We start from the raw sequence: 15,206 nt of genomic DNA, 5'->3' as shown, positions 1-15,206 counted from the left end.
GCAGGCAGATCACGGTCTACGGTCTGAGCCGCTCTGGTGAACGCGTACGCGCCACCGAGCGTTCCATCCTCACTGTAGTCAGGCCCCGGACGGTAGTGTCCCTGGTGTGCGCCGCCTGATGCCGGCAAGGGCGGAGAGCCGCCGTGCGAGTTGTTTGACCAGCACAGCATCCCGGTCACTGTCTCGGCCGCGATCGAGTGCCGAAACCGAGCCGACGGCTGCGATCGCGCCCTGCGAACCGTGGACCAGCACTGCCGTGCCGGCCAACGCCATCTCCCCGGTGTCCGCGTTCGACGCGTATCCGCGATCTCGCGCGACGGACAGGGCAGTGAGAAGCTCGTCCATGTCGAAGGATCGCTCGCTGGGCGACAGCGGCGGTCCGTGCTGGTGCAGGTCTCGCACTGTGTCGTCGGGAAGGTCGCTGAGCAGGGCCAATCCGGTACCGGTGGACCAGGCCGGAAGTCGCATTCCCGGCTTCAAGGTGAGCGGCAACGGTTCTCCGCTGCGGCGAACCGCCACATAGGCAACGTCGGTGTCGATGAGCACCGCCAGCACGACGGTCATGTCGCCCAGGCCGTGTATCCTGTCGCATTCCGCTTCGAAGCGCTCGAGGATGTCGGTCCCGCCGACGAACCCGCGGGCCAGATCACCGATACGACCGCCCAGCCGGAGCCGGCCGTCGAGTTCACGACCGACCATGCCCGTCTCGATCAGGACGCCGCAGATGTCTGCGACCGAGCTCTTCGGTGTACCCGTCAACCGGGCCAGGTCAGCGACGCTGCACGCGTCGGTGCGGGATGCGAGTTCGGTGAGGATTCGAGTCGCACGGCGCACGGCGGGTGAGCGTCCGGTACTGGCAGGCATGGTCATCCCCAAGGCTCATAGGTCGGGACGGTCTCCGCAGTGATCAGATTCGTCGGCAGAAGTCTGGTCCGCGGCCGGAACGGCCGTCCAGCGTGCAGGTCGGTGGCCGCGATGACGGCGAGCCGGCCCAACTCACGGGGGTCCTGCGCGGCCGTGGCGACGAGCGGCTCACCACGGATGATCGATTGCACCGCGGCCGCCGCCCCGTCGACGCTGACCACCGGAACAGTGAGGTTTCGCGCGTGCAGTTCGTTGAGGACGCCGAGCGCTGTGGGGTCGTTGATGGTGAAGATCGCATCAGGAACAGTGTGGTCAAGCATCTCTTTCGCGGCGTGCTCGCCCCCTTCCACCGAGTGGTCACCACCAACCCGCCTCGCCACGGTGATTCCGGGGAACTCGCGCAGCGTCGAAATGAAGCCGACGACCCGGTCGCGGACGGCCGTCACCGGTAGACCATCGACGATGGCCACCGCTCCCGTGCCGTTGAGCAGCCTCCCGACATACCGAGCGAGTACCTGCCCGGCCTGAACGTTGTCCGTGGTGATCGTGGCATCGGCACGGGCGGCGCCGACGTTCACGGCCACCACGGGTATTCCCGCGTCCTGAGCACTGGTGATGGCGCCGGCCACGTCGGCGGAGTGCACGGCGTCGAGGATGATCGCGTCGACGGGAGTCGCCACGAACGCGCTCAGATGCTCGCACTGGGTGGCGACATCCTGACCGGCGTCTCGCAGGATCACCTCTGCGCCCAGCTCTGCTGCGGCGGCCGTGATGGCGTCTACCTCGACCGTGAAGAACGGGTTGGTGAGGTTCTGTACGGTCAGCCCGATCCGAGCCGGCCTGGTGGGCTGGGATCGCTGCGCGTCGGCGAGTTCAGCAAGCCCGAGCCCCAATCGATACCGGCCATCCGTGGTGTAAGACAGGAAGCCGTCGTCGACCAGAGTCTGACAGATGCCCAACAGACTGCTCTTGGGGATACCGAGCCGCCGGGCCAGTTCGGCCAAGGATCGCGGGCCATGATGAGAGATGTGCCCGAGCACCTCGACTGCGCGGGTCACCGCGGGCACGCGCGAGCCTCGCGGCGCGCCGCCAGAGGTAGCTTCGTCGGACTCGGACACGTTCGTTGCCTATACCCTTCCGTGGTGTGAACGAGCGACGTAGCACGCGTTGCGTTCGAATTGTCGAGTGCCTGGCCGAAATTCTATTGGCAGCGGTGGTGACCTCGCCGAAGGGCGGACAGCCTATCGCGAACGGCCGACGCCCGAACGGTCATGCGTACAGGACGTCACTGACATACAAGGTATCTGTGTACTCCCGGATCTCGCTGATTCGACCACCACGAACGGTGAAGTTCACGTTGTAGTAGTTCTGGTACTCACGACCGGCCGCGCTGAGTCCGCGGGCGGTCCACTCGACGCTCACCGAGCCGGCCTCTTCGATCATGCTGGTGATCTCGAACGTAAGAGACCCGGGTCGATAGAGGTTCAAACCCTGGCTGAGAAAGTCGTTGACCACGGCTTCGGGGCCCTCGTATCGGCCAGAAACCGGGAGCGTGCCGGGCAGCCACCACACTGCGTCGTCGGTGAGCAATTCACGGACGGCCGCTATGTCGCCGTCGCTGATGGCCGTGATGAAGCTGCGGACTGTCGTCTTGTTGGCGGACGCGGACATCGTGTTCCTCCGGATCTGTTCTGCGCGCAATCCAGCGGTGTGCGCGGCGCTCATTCGGGCGGATAGATGCTGTGTTCGATCTTCGAGATGTCGAGCCGTGGGCAGTTGCCGAGCTCGAGGATGAACCGGACCGACTGTTCGGTGTCCATGTTGTAGTGGAAGTCGATATCGAAGTTGCCGTGTTGCAGCACGCCGATGCCCTTGCTCCGGTACGTGTCCAGGATCTCCTCGACGTTGTCCGGGTGGATCTGCTCCTTGATGTGGTGTACGCCTTCGCCCCGTTCGCGGAGGAATCGTTCGTAGCTGTTCTTGCCGTGCACGGGCTGGATGATCTCGAAGTCGATCTCGCCCACGTGCGCAATGCCGATCACGAACTCGAACGGCTCGGTCACCGGCTCCTCGTTCACTTCGAAACCCTTGACCGTCTCCTCGGTGAAGGTGAACACGATCCATGGTCCGATCCCGAGCGTCTCCACCCACGCCTTCATCGTTCGATACAGGTCACGTGTGACTACGGCGATCTGTTGGATCTTTCGGTTCTGGTTGAACTCCCGGAGCTCGTCGTTGCTCATGGCGGTATCTGGGAGCGGAACGTGTCCCGATCCGGTGCGTGTGGCCTCGGTGGCGATCTGCGGGGTTGTCGTGACCATGGGGGTCTCCTTCGAGTGGTAGGTGAAACTATAACGTTCCATATATCGACATGTAAGTCGATCAGGTGAACAGAGCCTAGATCGGAGGGTCTCGGCCGTCAAGGTATCCGAGCATCGGCTCTCTCGCCCGTGCATGGTGAATGCCCTGAGTATCTGCGCTCTTGCAGGCAGATTGGGCCGACGTAGCCGTTGCTTGTGCGTGACGACCGCGTTTCAGGCATCTTGACACCACGCCACGGCGACTCTAGGGTCTGGTCGATATCTCGACATGGAATACGAAATATCGAACACCCTTCGTCTGATTGGATCGCGATGGTGTCGGAGATGAACCGTGGAGTCAGAACCGTTGCACCGCGCCGGGGTCTCGCCGCCATGAACGGCGGCGCCCCGGCCATCGAAGTCAGGCAGCTGAGCAAGTCCTACCCCGGCGTGCGTGCGTTGCATGCGGTGTCGTTGTCGCTGGCGCATGGCGAGGTTCGCGCGCTCATGGGCAAGAACGGCGCGGGCAAGTCCACCCTCGTCGAGATCCTGTCCGGCTCAGTACAACCGGACTCGGGCCAGGTGCTCGTCGGTGGCGAGGCGGTGCGCATGGCCACACCCGCGGACGCTCGTCGCCACGGCATCGCCACCGTGCATCAAGAGCTGAGCCTGGTCCCAGGTCTGACGGTGGCTGAGAACATCATGCTGGGCCGCTGGAGAGATGCTCCCCGGCGGGCCGGCCTGATCAGCCCGGCGGGGGTCGCCGCCTATGCGCGGGCATATCTGGACGAACTCGAGCTGGAGATCGATCCGCACGTGCCGGTGGCACACCTGAGCATCGCCGCACAACAGACGGTCGAGGTCGCACGGGCTCTCTCCTACCGCCCGGACGTGCTCATCCTCGACGAGCCGACAAGTTCGTTGCCGGCCGACGACGTTGAGCTACTGCTCGCGCTGGTGCGCCGGTTGGCCGCTTCCGGCGTCGCGGTCATCTACGTGTCGCACCGGATGGATGAGATCCACAAGGTCGCCGACTCCGTGACCGTCCTCCGCGATGGTGAGCACGTCGACTCGCAGCCCATCGAACACGTCAGCACGCAGGACATCGTCGTCAAGATGACGGGCGGGGCAATTCACAACCACCGGCCGGAGAGCTCATCTGCGCGGGACCCCGTTGTCTTGTCCGTCCGGGGTCTCGCCCACGGAACGCGGCTGCAGGATATCTCGTTCGAGCTGCGCGCCGGCGAGGTGCTCGGCCTGGCCGGCCTGCTCGGTGCCGGTCGGACTGAGCTGCTGCGGTGCTTGTACGGGCTGGACCGCCCCGAGCGCGGAACGGTGGAGCTCGACGGGCGTTCGTATGCGCCACGGAGTCCGCGAGCCGCCATCCGTGCAGGCATCGGGTTCGCCCCGGAAGAACGCAAGCACGCGGGACTTGCGCTCGGCATGAGCGTCTCGTCGAATCTCGTGCTGGCGTGCATGAACAGGGTGCGTCGTGCAGGGATGCTCTCCCGCCGACGCGAGCGTGCCGTGGCGGAGGCGACCCGTGACCGTCTGGCGATCAAGACACCGGAGTTGTCCACGGCGGTGGGAATTCTGTCCGGCGGCAACCAGCAGAAGGTGGTCCTCGGCAAGTGTCTGAACGCCCGCGCCCGGATCCTGCTGCTCGATGAGCCCACCCGAGGCGTAGACGTCGAGGCCAAAGACCAGATCTACCAGCTCATCAGGGACACCGCGGCCGCCGGCGCGAGTGTGATCGTCGCGTCCTCGGAGTTCGAGGAGCTGGGTTTGGTCTGTGACCGGGTCCTGATCCTACGGAACGGCACGGTCGCCGCGGACCGCCCGATGAGCGAGCTGTCCGTATCCGAGGTCATGGCCTTAGCCATGGGAGGAGCGAACTCATGACCAATGTTCGAGAGCGCGTCCTGGATCATGCCCCGCTGCGCGCGACCGGTGCACGCGGCATGCTGAGCAGGCTCCGTCCCGCGGCCGGCGCCGCACACGTGGGTCTCGGAGCCGTGCTGATCCTCACCTGTGTCGTCCTCGCGCTGACCGCACCCAACTTCCTGACCACCGGCAACCTCCTGGACATCGCCCGCCAGGCTTCCTACACCGGCATCATCGCCCTGGGCATGACACTCGTGATCGTTGCGGCGGAGATCGACATCAGCGTGGGATCGGCGATCGCCTTCAGCTCAGCGGTATTCGGCGTTCTGGCGGTGAACCTGGCGTGGCCGCTATGGGTGGCGGCGGTCGGCGTGCTCTTGCTCGGCGCGTTGGTCGGGGCGGGTGCCGGACTCGTGCGCGCCGCCCTGAACGTACCGTCGTTCATCGTCACTCTGGCGCTGTTCTCCGCGCTGAGCGGGATGGCGCTGCTGCTGACCGACTCCACACCGATCCCGATCAGCGATCCCGGCTTCGCGTGGCTAGGCAGCGGTGACGTCGCCGGAATACCGGTTCCGGCCCTGATCATGGCCGTGCTGTTCGCGGTGTTCTGGGTGGTCGCCAACCGCACCGCGTTCGGTCGCAGCGTCTACGCGATCGGTGGCAACGCCGAGGCTGCCAGGTTGTCCGGGATTCCGGTGCGACGCGTGCGGATCATCCTGTTCGCCACCACCGGCGTGCTGGCGGCGCTATCCGGGCTGTTACAGACGTCTCAGCTCGGCGCCGGCAACCCCACGATAGGTGGCGGCGTGGAGTTCGCCGTCATCACCGCCGTCATCGTGGGCGGGGCGAACCTGTACGGAGGCCGGGGCTCACTGGTCGGCACGCTGCTCGGCGTGTTGTTCATCGGGGCGCTGAACAACGGGATGGTGCTCCTCGGCGTCAACAGCTATGCGCAGTACGTCGCCAACGGCGTGCTGGTCCTGCTCGCGGTCCTGATCGGAGCGGCGCGGCCCTCCTCCAAGTTCCGCGTCTTCCGCAGACCGCGTCCCACTCTGCTGGCCGCCGGCCGGTAAGAGCTGTCCTCAGTCGAGAGAAAGGCACAACGATGCGCCGAACCAGAACGCGGCCCCGTGCGGCCGCCACATCCGCCGTCATGTTCGCCGTGCTCGCCGTCGCGGGCTGCTCCGCATCGGACGACTCCGCGTCGGCGAGCGCCCAGGAGGGCACGTCAGACACTGAGCCGATGGTCGTCGGTGTGACCACACTGTTCCCGACCGGGACGCTTGCCGAGTTCGCGGCGACGCTCGAAGCGGAAGGGCCGAAGCACAACATGGTCTTCGACATCCAAGACGTCAGCAACGACGCCGCCAAGGAAGACCGCTTCATGTCGGCGTTCGCTACCAAGAAGGTCGACCTGGTGATGGCCAGTGTCGTCTCGCCGACCGGGTCAGTCGCGGCGCTCAACCGGCTGAAAACCGCTGGCGTCCCCGTCATCTGCTACAACACGTGTGTCAACGCGCCGGACGACCAGGAGCTGACCGAGGCGTTCGTCACGAACGACCAGAAGGAGCTCGGCACCACGACGGGCGAGGCGGCAGCCCGCTACATCGAGGAAAACCTGGGCGGCTCCGCTACGGTCGCCTACCTGACCTGCGAGACCTACGAGGTCTGTCAGCAACGGCGGGAAGGTCTGGACGAGGCGCTGTCGGCGGTGGACGCCGACGTGGTCGCCGCTCAGGAGGGCTTCGTGGTCGACAAGGCCACCCCGGTTGCCACGTCGATCCTCGCCGCGAACCCCGACCTGGACGTGTTCATCGCCGAGAACGAGGACGGTGTCATCGCCGCGGCCAACGCCATCCGTGCCCGTGGCAACGCCGGGAAGACCGTGGTGTTCGGTATTGGCATCAACCCCACCGTGGCTGACCTGCTGCTCGAGCCGGACGGCGTCGTTCAGCAGGTGACCGGCCAGGACGCGCGGACGTGGGCGTTGGAGTCGATCGAGATAGCCAGAGCCATCCGCGACGGCGAAGACCCAGGCGAGTACTACCACCTCACACCCGGCCCGAGTTTCGATCGCGCCGATCCGGAGCCGATCCGGGAGTACCTCGATGTGCGCGACTGATCACCGCTCCGCCGGGACACGTCCCGCATCGCACGACGGAAGGACGAGCGTGACCAAGTTCATCAACGATGCCGATCGGGTGGCCGCCGAGACGGTCGAAGGTTTCCTGGCGGTACACGGCGCGGAGTTCGTCGCTGTTCCGGGTACGTATGGGGTGGCCAAGCGCGTCCCCGGCGACAAGGTCGCGGTGGTGTCCGGCGGCGGCAGCGGACACGAACCCGTGTGGCTGGAGTACATCGGCACCGGGTTCGCGGACGCCGTTTGCCAGGGTGACGTCTTCGCCGCTCCGCCACCGAATGCCATAGTGGCCACCGCACGTGCGGTCGAGCGCGGCCATGGTGTGCTCTTCGTGTACGGCAACTACGCCGGAGACGCCCTCAACTTCGACATGGCAGCGGAGGAACTCCAAGCCGCCGGCATTCCGGTGCGCACCGTACGGATCACCGACGACCTCGCGGCGGCTCCGGCGGAGCGCGCCGACGAGCGGCGAGGGATAGCCGGAGGGTTCTTCACCAGCAGGATCGCCGGCTCCGCCGCGGAGGCCGGCCTCGATCTGGAGGCGGTGTACGCCGTTGCTGCCAGGGCGAATGCCGCCACCCGCTCGATCGGCGTGGCCAGCGCCGGTGGGACGATCCCGGGTGGCCACGAGCCGACGTTCACACTTCCGGACGGGCAGATGGAAATCGGGCTCGGCATGCACGGCGAGCCCGGAGTACGGCGTGGGCCCATGCTGACCGCTGACGAGGCCGCGGACCAGATGATGGCCTACCTGGTGGACGACCATCCGGTGGACGCCGGTGAGCGCGTGTGTGTGCTGGTCAACGGGCTTGGCGCGACGACGCGGGCGGAGCTGTACATCATCGCTCGTCGTGTCCGGCACAACCTCGACGCGCGCGGTCTCCACGTGCACGACTTTCACCTGGGCAACTACGCCACCAGCCAGGAGATGCATGGCTTCTCGATCAGCGTGCTGCACCTCGACGCCCAGTTGCAGCGCTACTACGACATGCCGGCCCGGGCGTCGTTCTTCATCGGCGGCCAGGCGGCGCCGGCGGAGGTGGTCCGGGCATGAGGGTGATGACGGTCGAGGACGTGCGCCGGATGCTCCTCGCCGTGGCGGAGCGGATCGTGGCCAGCCAGAACCTGCTGTGTGCCGCGGACCGGGCGATCGGAGACGGCGACCACGGGCTGGGCATGCGGCGAGGCTTCACTGCAGCCGCCGAACGTCTCGAGGGCGACGGCTTCGACGACGCGTTTGTACCGTTCCGCTCCGTCGGTGACTGCTTGATCAGCACCATGGGTGGCGCCTCCGGAGTTCTGTTCGGCGTGCTGTTCAGAGGCGACGTGGAAGCGGAGTCATCGCACACGTTGTCTCTGGACGAGCTGACGAGGCATTTCGAGCGGTCGCTGGCCGAGGTGTGCCGGCGTGGCAGGGCGCAGACCGGCGACAAGACTTTGGTGGACGCCCTGGAGCCGGCAGTGCGGTCACTGCGGCAGAGTGCCGACTCCGGTGAGGTAGGCCTAGCGAGCGCGCTGAGGGCGGCCGCAAGTGCCGCGCGTAGCGGGGCGGAGGCCACGAAGGGATACGTCGCCCGGTTCGGCAAGGCCCGGACGCTAGGTGAGCGTGCGCTCGGGTTCGTCGACCCCGGCGCGCTGTCGACGGCGATCGTCTTCGAGGCGATGGCCGACTGGGCCGAAGACCACGACGGTCAGGGTCGGCGCCGCGATCCTGCCACGTCGTCAACCGATGCATAGGGAGTGTGATGAGCGTACAAGCACGGATGATGCGCATGTTCCACAGAAGCGGAACATGTCTCAACGTCGCCATCGACCACGGCATGACCAACGAGATCTCGTTGCTACCGGGTATCGAGGACATGAGATCGGTGGTCCGTGCCGTCGTCGCCGCCGGCCCGGACACCATTCAACTGACGCCGGGGATGGCGCCGTTGCTGCGCGGAGTTCCCGGAGGACGTCCGCCTGCGCTCGCCTTGCGGACCGATGTGTCCAACGTATACGGACCGTCCGTTCCCCGGCACACCTTCTCCCGTCTCATGGACCACGCGCTGCAGACCGCTGTACGGGAGGACGCCGTGTGCGTCGTCGCGAACCTCCTGTTGTTGCCGGACGAGCCGGAGCTGCACGAACAATGCGTGGCGAACATCTCCGCGCTACGCCGGGAAAGCGAACGCATCGGCATGCCACTGATGGTAGAGCCGCTGGTCATGGCGCCCAACGAGGCGGCCGGTGGATACCAGGTGGACGGCGACCTGGCGAGCATCACTGCGCTCGTGCGGCAGGCGGCGGAACTCGGTGCCGACATCATCAAGGCGGACCCGTGTACCGACCCGCAGCAATACCACCGGGTGATCGACGTGGCCGGCGGCACGCCGGTTCTGGTCCGGGGCGGCGGCCGCATCGGCGACACCGAGATGCTGGAGCGCACCGCGGAGCTGATGAAGCAAGGAGCATCCGGGATTGTGTATGGCCGCAACGTCTATCAGCACCCGGAACCGGAGCGGATCCTGCGAGCATTGTCGGCCATCGTGCACGACGGCGCCGATGCCGTGACCGCAGGCAGCATCCTCTTCGAAGATCCATCCAGCCTCGTCACCTCGTAACGTCACACTGCAACACTCGGGAGTGTCATGAACATCTTTCTCACTGGAGCCACCGGATACATCGGAGGCTCGCTGGTCCGGCGGTTGGTAGCGGACGGGCACAGCGTCCGCGCTCTGCACCGTGGCAACAGCCAGGCAGACGACGTCGCCGGCCTCGGTGCCGAGCCGGTGCTGGCCGACCTGGACGATGGCGACACGCTCGCGCGGGAGGCGTGTCGTGCTGACGCGGTGATCAACGCCGCTGACAGCGATCACGCCGGCGCGGTGGAAGCGCTGGTGGATGCGCTGGCCGGAAGCGGCAAGCCGCTGATTCATACCAGCGGCTCGAGCATCGTCGGCGATGCGTCCAACGGGGAGTACAGCCCCATGGTCTACAGCGAGGACGCCGTGGAGCCGGGCAGCGGATGGGAGCCGACCGACGACAAAGCTGCCCGCGTCGGCATCGATCGGGCCGTACTGGCCGGCGCCGACCGAGACGTGCGTTCCGTCGTGCTGTGCAACAGCCTGATCTACGGAACCGGACAGGGCATCAAGCCCGACAGCGTGCAGCTGCCCCGGCTGATCCGGCAGGCTCGGGCCAGTGGCGTCACCCGGCATGTCGGCCCTGGTCGCAACGTCTGGTCGAACGTCCACATTGAGGACATGTGCGAGCTGTACATCCGCGCTCTGGCCGACGCCCCGGCCGGGTCGTTCTACTTTGTGGAGAACGGCGAGGCGTCGTACCGGACGATGTGCGAAGCGATCTCCGACGCTCTGGGCCTGGGCGAGCCGCAGCCGTGGAGTGTCGAGGAGGCTGTTGCCGAGTGGGGGTATGAGGTGGCCGTTTACGCGCTCGGGTCCAACAGTCGAGTCCGCGCTCGTCGTGCTCGCGCCGAACTCGGGTGGGCACCCACGCACGCATCGGTCACCGACTGGATACGGGCCGAGGTGAGTCCGGAGCTTTGGGTATCGGAAGACCGATAGTGCTACCGGTTCTCCGATACGGCCGGCTTATGCATCACGTTTCCCCGTTCGGGGGATCGCCGTCGGCGCCGGCGTGGGTAGCGTGAGGGGAGAGCACGTGTCGGCCGGGAAGGATAGAGATGGTGTCCGAGCGAGAGCAAGCTGTCTTGGGGAGCGTTCCGACAGGGCTGTTCATCGGCGGAAGTTGGCGGGACGCGTCGTCGGGTGCGAGGTTCGACGTCGAGGACCCGGCGACGGGTGAAGCTCTGACGACGGTGGCGGATGCGACGCCCGAGGACGGTGACGCCGCACTCACCGCGGCGGTCGCGGCCCAGCAGGCGTGGGCGGAGACGCCGCCGCGCACCCGCGGGGAGATCTTGCGTTCCGCGTTCGAGCTGATCACCGAGCGCAGCGAAGATCTCGCCCTGCTGATGACGCTGGAGATGGGCAAATCCCTGGCGGAGTCGCGCGCCGAGGTCACCTACGCGGCGGAGTTCTTCCGCTGGTTCTCCGAGGAGGCTGTCCGGGTGGCCGGGCGCTACTCGGTCGCGCCCACCGGCGGCAGTCGGGTGCTGACCATGAAGCAGCCCGTCGGTCCGTCGTTCTTCATCACCCCATGGAATTTCCCGATGGCCATGGGCACGCGCAAGATCGGGCCGGCCGTCGCCGCGGGCTGCACGATGGTGATGAAGCCGGCCGCGGAGACGCCGCTCTCGATGCTGGCGCTGGCATCGATCCTGGCCGAGGCGGGGCTGCCCGACGGCGTGCTGAACGTCATCCCGACGACGTCGTCCGGCGCCGTCTCCGAGCCGATCATCCGCGATCCCCGGCTGCGCAAGCTCTCGTTCACCGGCTCCACGCAGGTGGGCCGGATGCTGATCGAGCAGTCGGCACAGCAGGTGTTGCGGGTCTCGATGGAGCTGGGCGGTAACGCGCCGTTCCTCATCTTCGATGACGCGGACCTGGACGCCGCGGTTGACGGGGCGGTGGTGGCCAAGACACGCAACATCGGCGAGGCGTGCACGGCGGCGAATCGGTTCCACGTACAGGAGTCGATCGCCGACGAGTTCGCTTCACGACTCGCTGACCGGCTGTCTTCGCTGCGGGTCGGGCGCGGCACCGAGGAGGGCGTCGACATCGGTCCGCTGATCAATGCCAAGCAGCGGGACACCGTGGAGACGCTGCTGGGCGACGCCGTCGAGCGCGGCGGCCGGGTGATGACCGGCGGCTCCAGGGTGGGCGACGTCGGCTATTTCTTCCAGCCGACCGTCGTTACCGACGTTCCGGCCGGTGCGCGGATCCTCGCCGAGGAAGTGTTCGGGCCGGTTGCCCCGATCACGACCTTCAAGACCGACGACGAGGCGCTGACCCAGGCGAACAACACCGAGTACGGGCTGGTCAGCTACGTATACACCCGGGATCTCCAGCGCGCGCTGCGGATTTGCGAGGGCCTGGAGACCGGGATGGTCGGGCTGAACGCCGGCATGGTGTCCAACGTCGCCGCGCCGTTCGGCGGCGTGAAGGCCAGCGGCATCGGTCGCGAGGGCGGCTTCGAGGGGATCGAGGAGTTCCTCGAGACGAAGTACGTCTCCGTCTCCCTCCCGTAGCGATCGTGTCGTGCAGGGAGCCGATCCCATCGGCCACCAGGCTCGAGAACTCAATATGTGTTCAGATGAACTTATATCAGAATCGGTTGAGTTCATTTTTTTAGATCACCTTGTGGACGTGGGGCGAGTCATGGACTGGAGCGATCCCAGCACTGCGGTCATGTCGCGCAGCACTGCCGCGGTCCTCAGGAGCCTGGCGGGTTCCGATAGGCCGATCAGCGTCCGCCAGCTTGCTCGTTTGGCAGATATCTCCCAGACACGTGCGCGTCAGGTCGTTATCCAACTATCTGAGCACGGGATGGTGACCGTCGAGGCGGAGCCGGGCGTTCACCTCGTGCGGCTCAACCGCGACCATGTGGCTACGGATCATGCCGTTGCTCTTGCAACGCTGCGGAGTAGGGTGATGAACCTGCTCCGTGGGGAGTTCGCAGGCTGGCATCCGCCTGCGCTCCATGCCTCTTTGTATGGATCGGCTGCCCGGGGCGACGGAAGCACAAGTTCCGACATCGACATCCTGGTCGTGCACGAACCACTCGCAGCAGAGAGTGAGCAGGAAGAATGGGATGATCAACTGGCTCGCTCTGGACAGATGATCTATAGGTGGACCGGCAACTGGGCCAGCTGGTTCCAAGTCAGCGAAGCGGAACTCGGCCAGATGGTGTCATCTGAACACTCCCTCATTGCGGAGTGGCGCCGCGACGCCATCACACTCGTTGGCTCGTCATTTCCCACTCTGCTGCGGAGAGTCCGGTGACCCCTCGGGAGCGTCCTGGTCATCGTGCCTTGGCGGTTGCGCGAGCGGCCGTCGCGGGGGAGTACCGGCAGCTTGCCGAACTGGTCGCGTCCGAAGATCGCCAGTTTGCGCATAGCGCCGCCGCTGGCAATGCCGTCCTAGCGGCCATCGCCGCCGCGGACGCGATCGTTGCCTGAGGTTAGGCCGTTACCACGCCGGTGAGGACCATCGGGCTGCTACGAGACTGTTGGGAGAGGTACGGCCTGACGGCCAACAGCTTGCCAAGGACCTGTCCAAGGTGCTGGCGATCAAGGATCAGGTGCGCTACTCGGGCGATCCGCTGCCGGATCATCGGTTGCGAAGCGTGCGACGCAGCATGGACCGTCTTGTGGATGTGGCTCAGCGAGCGCTCGCTGAGACAGCATGAATGTGGCTCGCTCGCGATAGTGTCCTGCAGGGTGCAGGGTGCAGGGTGCAGGGTGCAAGGTAGCGGGCCTTACGGTGCAGGACGTTTCCCGCACGCGCGGTGGGGGACAGGATCGTCAAACGGGTGACAGGTGGTGCCACCGTGGCGACATTGCCAGATCTGAGCGAATTCACGCGCTGGAACGAGGAACTGGCCGGGCTGGGCTCGCGGCTGACCGGGACGGCCGCGCACCAGCGCTATGTGGACATGCTCGCGGAGCGGCTGGAGGCTGCCGGGCTCAAGGTTCATCGCGACGAGCTGCGGTTCCGCCGGTGGGAACCGCGTCGCGCCGAGCTGCACTTGGACTCCGGAGAACGCCGTAGGCTGCACGTGACATCGCCGTTCCCGTACTCGGGGGAGACACCCGCGGACGGGATCACGGCGCCGTTGGCACACTGCGGCAGAGCGCCGGGGTCCTTCACGGGTGCTGCCGGCCGAATCGCCATCGTCGACGTGCCGAACCCTCCCGTCCCGACCGCCCTCCTGCGACGTCGATCGGGACGGCTGCCGCTGACGCTGACCAACCCGATGCTGGGTTCGTTCGTCCGGCCACCTGACATCGCCGCCGCGCGTGCGGCCGGTGTCCGCGCCGTCGTCTGCGTATGGCGGTCGGTCTCCACGGATAACGCGGCCGGGCAGGTGCTGCCGTTCACCACGACCTATCAGGGCTGCCCGGCGCTGTGGGTGGACGGCCCCAGCGGCGACGTGCTGATCGACGCCGCACGACGAGGCGAGGACGCGACCGTCGTCCTGGAGGCCGCGGTCACCGACAATGCGGCCACGCACACCATCTGGACCGAAGTGGCCGGCGCGGATCCCAGCCGTACCGACGAGACCGTGGTGGTCAACACGCACACCGACGGCCCGAACCTCATCGAGGAGAACGGTGGCCTCGCCCTGCTGGCGCTTGCTCGCTACGGTCTCGGGAACGGGAACCCGCGGTGGCGGCGCCGGCATGTCTTCACCTTCGTCACCGGGCATTTCCGCATGCCTGACCTCGCCGTCGACCACCACGGCCAGGCGACGAGCACGTGGCTGGAAAGTCACCATGATCTGTGGGACGGAGCGGCGCGGCATCACCGTGCGGTGGCCGGCGTCACGGTAGAACACCTGGGGGCCATGGAGTGGGAGGATCGGCGCGGCCGTACCCAGTACGCACCGACCGGATTGCCCGCGCACGAACTGGTGTACACGGGAAACCCGGAGATGGAGCGGATCTACCAGGCTGCCTGCCGGCTGCAGCGCCCGCGTCGACCGGTCACATTGCGTCCGGCGTTCGGTGTGTACTTCGGCGAGGGCGCCGGGTTGTATCGGGCCGGGTTGCCCACCATCTCGCTGGTGTCCGGGCCGTCGTACCTGGTGGCCGAGGCGCACGACGGCGGTCGACGATGGTTCGACGCCCGGCTGGCACGCGCACAGCTGGGCACCTTCGCACGAGTACTGGACGAGATCGACCACACCCCCGCGCCGCAACTCGGCCGTGCGCAGCCGCAGGCCGGCGCGGCCCTCGCCCACCTCATCGAGCGCCTCACCTAAATGAGGCTCTCCGTCCCGATCCGTGGGTTAGCGGCCGGGGAGGGCGGGGCGGTATCCGCCGAGGGCGAGCATGGCCAGGGCGATGAGGGCGTGGGGGTCTTTGAAGCCGTAGGCGGTGCGGGTGATGACGC

The 15,206-nt window shown here is 66.6% G+C and carries 15 protein-coding genes; 11 read left to right on the top strand and 4 right to left on the bottom strand.

The window, feature by feature from the left end:
- Positions 1–78 precede the first annotated feature (78 nt).
- The 4 genes from G1H10_RS26405 to G1H10_RS26390 all read right to left on the bottom strand — a co-directional run bounded on the left by G1H10_RS26405 (position 79) and on the right by G1H10_RS26390 (position 3,185).
- The gene (locus tag G1H10_RS26405; protein ID WP_163743609.1) at positions 79–864 is read right to left on the bottom strand and encodes an IclR family transcriptional regulator; all 786 of its coding nucleotides are present in this window, start codon (positions 862–864) and stop codon (positions 79–81) included.
- A 2-nt stretch (positions 865–866) separates the two neighbouring features.
- Entirely contained in the window at positions 867–1,922 is a 1,056-nt protein-coding gene (locus G1H10_RS26400; protein ID WP_163743607.1) for a substrate-binding domain-containing protein, read from the bottom strand.
- A gap of 211 nt (positions 1,923–2,133) precedes the next feature.
- Positions 2,134–2,535, bottom strand: a complete 402-nt coding sequence (locus tag G1H10_RS26395) for a nuclear transport factor 2 family protein (protein ID WP_163743605.1) — start codon at positions 2,533–2,535, stop codon at positions 2,134–2,136.
- A gap of 50 nt (positions 2,536–2,585) precedes the next feature.
- Positions 2,586–3,185, bottom strand: a complete 600-nt coding sequence (locus G1H10_RS26390) for a VOC family protein (protein ID WP_216853686.1) — start codon at positions 3,183–3,185, stop codon at positions 2,586–2,588.
- Positions 3,186–3,509: 324 nt separating this feature from the next.
- Between G1H10_RS26390 and G1H10_RS26385 the strand changes: the two genes are divergently transcribed.
- The 11 genes from G1H10_RS26385 (at position 3,510) to G1H10_RS26335 (ending at position 15,075) form a co-directional block, all read left to right on the top strand.
- The gene (locus G1H10_RS26385) at positions 3,510–5,066 is read left to right on the top strand and encodes a sugar ABC transporter ATP-binding protein (protein WP_163743603.1); all 1,557 of its coding nucleotides are present in this window, start codon (positions 3,510–3,512) and stop codon (positions 5,064–5,066) included.
- A complete protein-coding gene (locus G1H10_RS26380) occupies positions 5,063–6,121 on the top strand; it encodes an ABC transporter permease (protein WP_216853685.1) in 1,059 nt (352 codons plus the stop codon). Before G1H10_RS26385 ends, G1H10_RS26380 begins: the two co-directional genes overlap by 4 nt.
- A gap of 32 nt (positions 6,122–6,153) precedes the next feature.
- Entirely contained in the window at positions 6,154–7,170 is a 1,017-nt protein-coding gene (locus G1H10_RS26375; RefSeq protein WP_163743601.1) for a substrate-binding domain-containing protein, read from the top strand.
- 49 nt (positions 7,171–7,219) lie between these two features.
- Complete coding sequence (locus G1H10_RS26370; RefSeq protein ID WP_163743600.1) at positions 7,220–8,242, top strand: dihydroxyacetone kinase subunit DhaK; 1,023 nt, start codon at positions 7,220–7,222, stop codon at positions 8,240–8,242.
- Complete coding sequence (gene dhaL / locus G1H10_RS26365; RefSeq protein WP_163743598.1) at positions 8,239–8,925, top strand: dihydroxyacetone kinase subunit DhaL; 687 nt, start codon at positions 8,239–8,241, stop codon at positions 8,923–8,925. The genes G1H10_RS26370 and dhaL overlap by 4 nt, the downstream gene beginning before the upstream one ends.
- Before the next feature lie 8 nt (positions 8,926–8,933).
- Positions 8,934–9,791, top strand: a complete 858-nt coding sequence (locus G1H10_RS26360; protein WP_163743596.1) for a class I fructose-bisphosphate aldolase — start codon at positions 8,934–8,936, stop codon at positions 9,789–9,791.
- Positions 9,792–9,818: 27 nt separating this feature from the next.
- Positions 9,819–10,754 carry an NAD-dependent epimerase/dehydratase family protein gene (locus tag G1H10_RS26355; protein ID WP_163743594.1) on the top strand — a complete coding sequence of 312 codons (936 nt, stop codon included), beginning with the start codon at positions 9,819–9,821 and terminating at the stop codon, positions 10,752–10,754.
- Positions 10,755–10,873: 119 nt separating this feature from the next.
- Positions 10,874–12,340, top strand: coding sequence for an NAD-dependent succinate-semialdehyde dehydrogenase (locus G1H10_RS26350; RefSeq protein WP_163743593.1), 1,467 nt, complete (start codon positions 10,874–10,876; stop codon positions 12,338–12,340).
- 10 nt (positions 12,341–12,350) lie between these two features.
- A complete protein-coding gene (locus G1H10_RS26345; RefSeq protein WP_163743591.1) occupies positions 12,351–13,094 on the top strand; it encodes a helix-turn-helix domain-containing protein in 744 nt (247 codons plus the stop codon).
- 226 nt (positions 13,095–13,320) lie between these two features.
- The gene (locus G1H10_RS26340) at positions 13,321–13,500 is read left to right on the top strand and encodes a hypothetical protein (RefSeq protein WP_163743589.1); all 180 of its coding nucleotides are present in this window, start codon (positions 13,321–13,323) and stop codon (positions 13,498–13,500) included.
- Positions 13,501–13,641: 141 nt separating this feature from the next.
- On the top strand, positions 13,642–15,075 hold the full coding sequence (locus G1H10_RS26335) for a M20 family metallo-hydrolase (protein ID WP_163743587.1): 1,434 nt from the start codon (positions 13,642–13,644) through the stop codon (positions 15,073–15,075).
- The last annotated feature ends 131 nt before the right edge of the window (positions 15,076–15,206 follow it).

The organism is Phytoactinopolyspora halotolerans, assembly GCF_010550675.1.
Lineage (GTDB): Bacteria > Actinomycetota > Actinomycetes > Jiangellales > Jiangellaceae > Phytoactinopolyspora > Phytoactinopolyspora halotolerans.
Note: the sequence above shows the minus strand (reverse complement) of the source record. Positions and strands in the feature narration are given on the sequence as shown.

Coding starts and splice junctions, on each gene's coding strand:
- G1H10_RS26385 (WP_163743603.1), top strand. CDS start 3,510: ATGAACCGTGGAGTCAGAACCGTTGCACCGCGCCGGGGTCTCGCCGCC.
- dhaL (WP_163743598.1), top strand. CDS start 8,239: ATGAGGGTGATGACGGTCGAGGACGTGCGCCGGATGCTCCTCGCCGTG.
- G1H10_RS26355 (WP_163743594.1), top strand. CDS start 9,819: ATGAACATCTTTCTCACTGGAGCCACCGGATACATCGGAGGCTCGCTG.
- G1H10_RS26380 (WP_216853685.1), top strand. CDS start 5,063: ATGACCAATGTTCGAGAGCGCGTCCTGGATCATGCCCCGCTGCGCGCG.
- G1H10_RS26375 (WP_163743601.1), top strand. CDS start 6,154: ATGCGCCGAACCAGAACGCGGCCCCGTGCGGCCGCCACATCCGCCGTC.
- G1H10_RS26395 (WP_163743605.1), bottom strand. CDS start 2,535: ATGTCCGCGTCCGCCAACAAGACGACAGTCCGCAGCTTCATCACGGCC.
- G1H10_RS26390 (WP_216853686.1), bottom strand. CDS start 3,185: ATGGTCACGACAACCCCGCAGATCGCCACCGAGGCCACACGCACCGGA.
- G1H10_RS26405 (WP_163743609.1), bottom strand. CDS start 864: ATGCCTGCCAGTACCGGACGCTCACCCGCCGTGCGCCGTGCGACTCGA.
- G1H10_RS26350 (WP_163743593.1), top strand. CDS start 10,874: ATGGTGTCCGAGCGAGAGCAAGCTGTCTTGGGGAGCGTTCCGACAGGG.
- G1H10_RS26360 (WP_163743596.1), top strand. CDS start 8,934: ATGAGCGTACAAGCACGGATGATGCGCATGTTCCACAGAAGCGGAACA.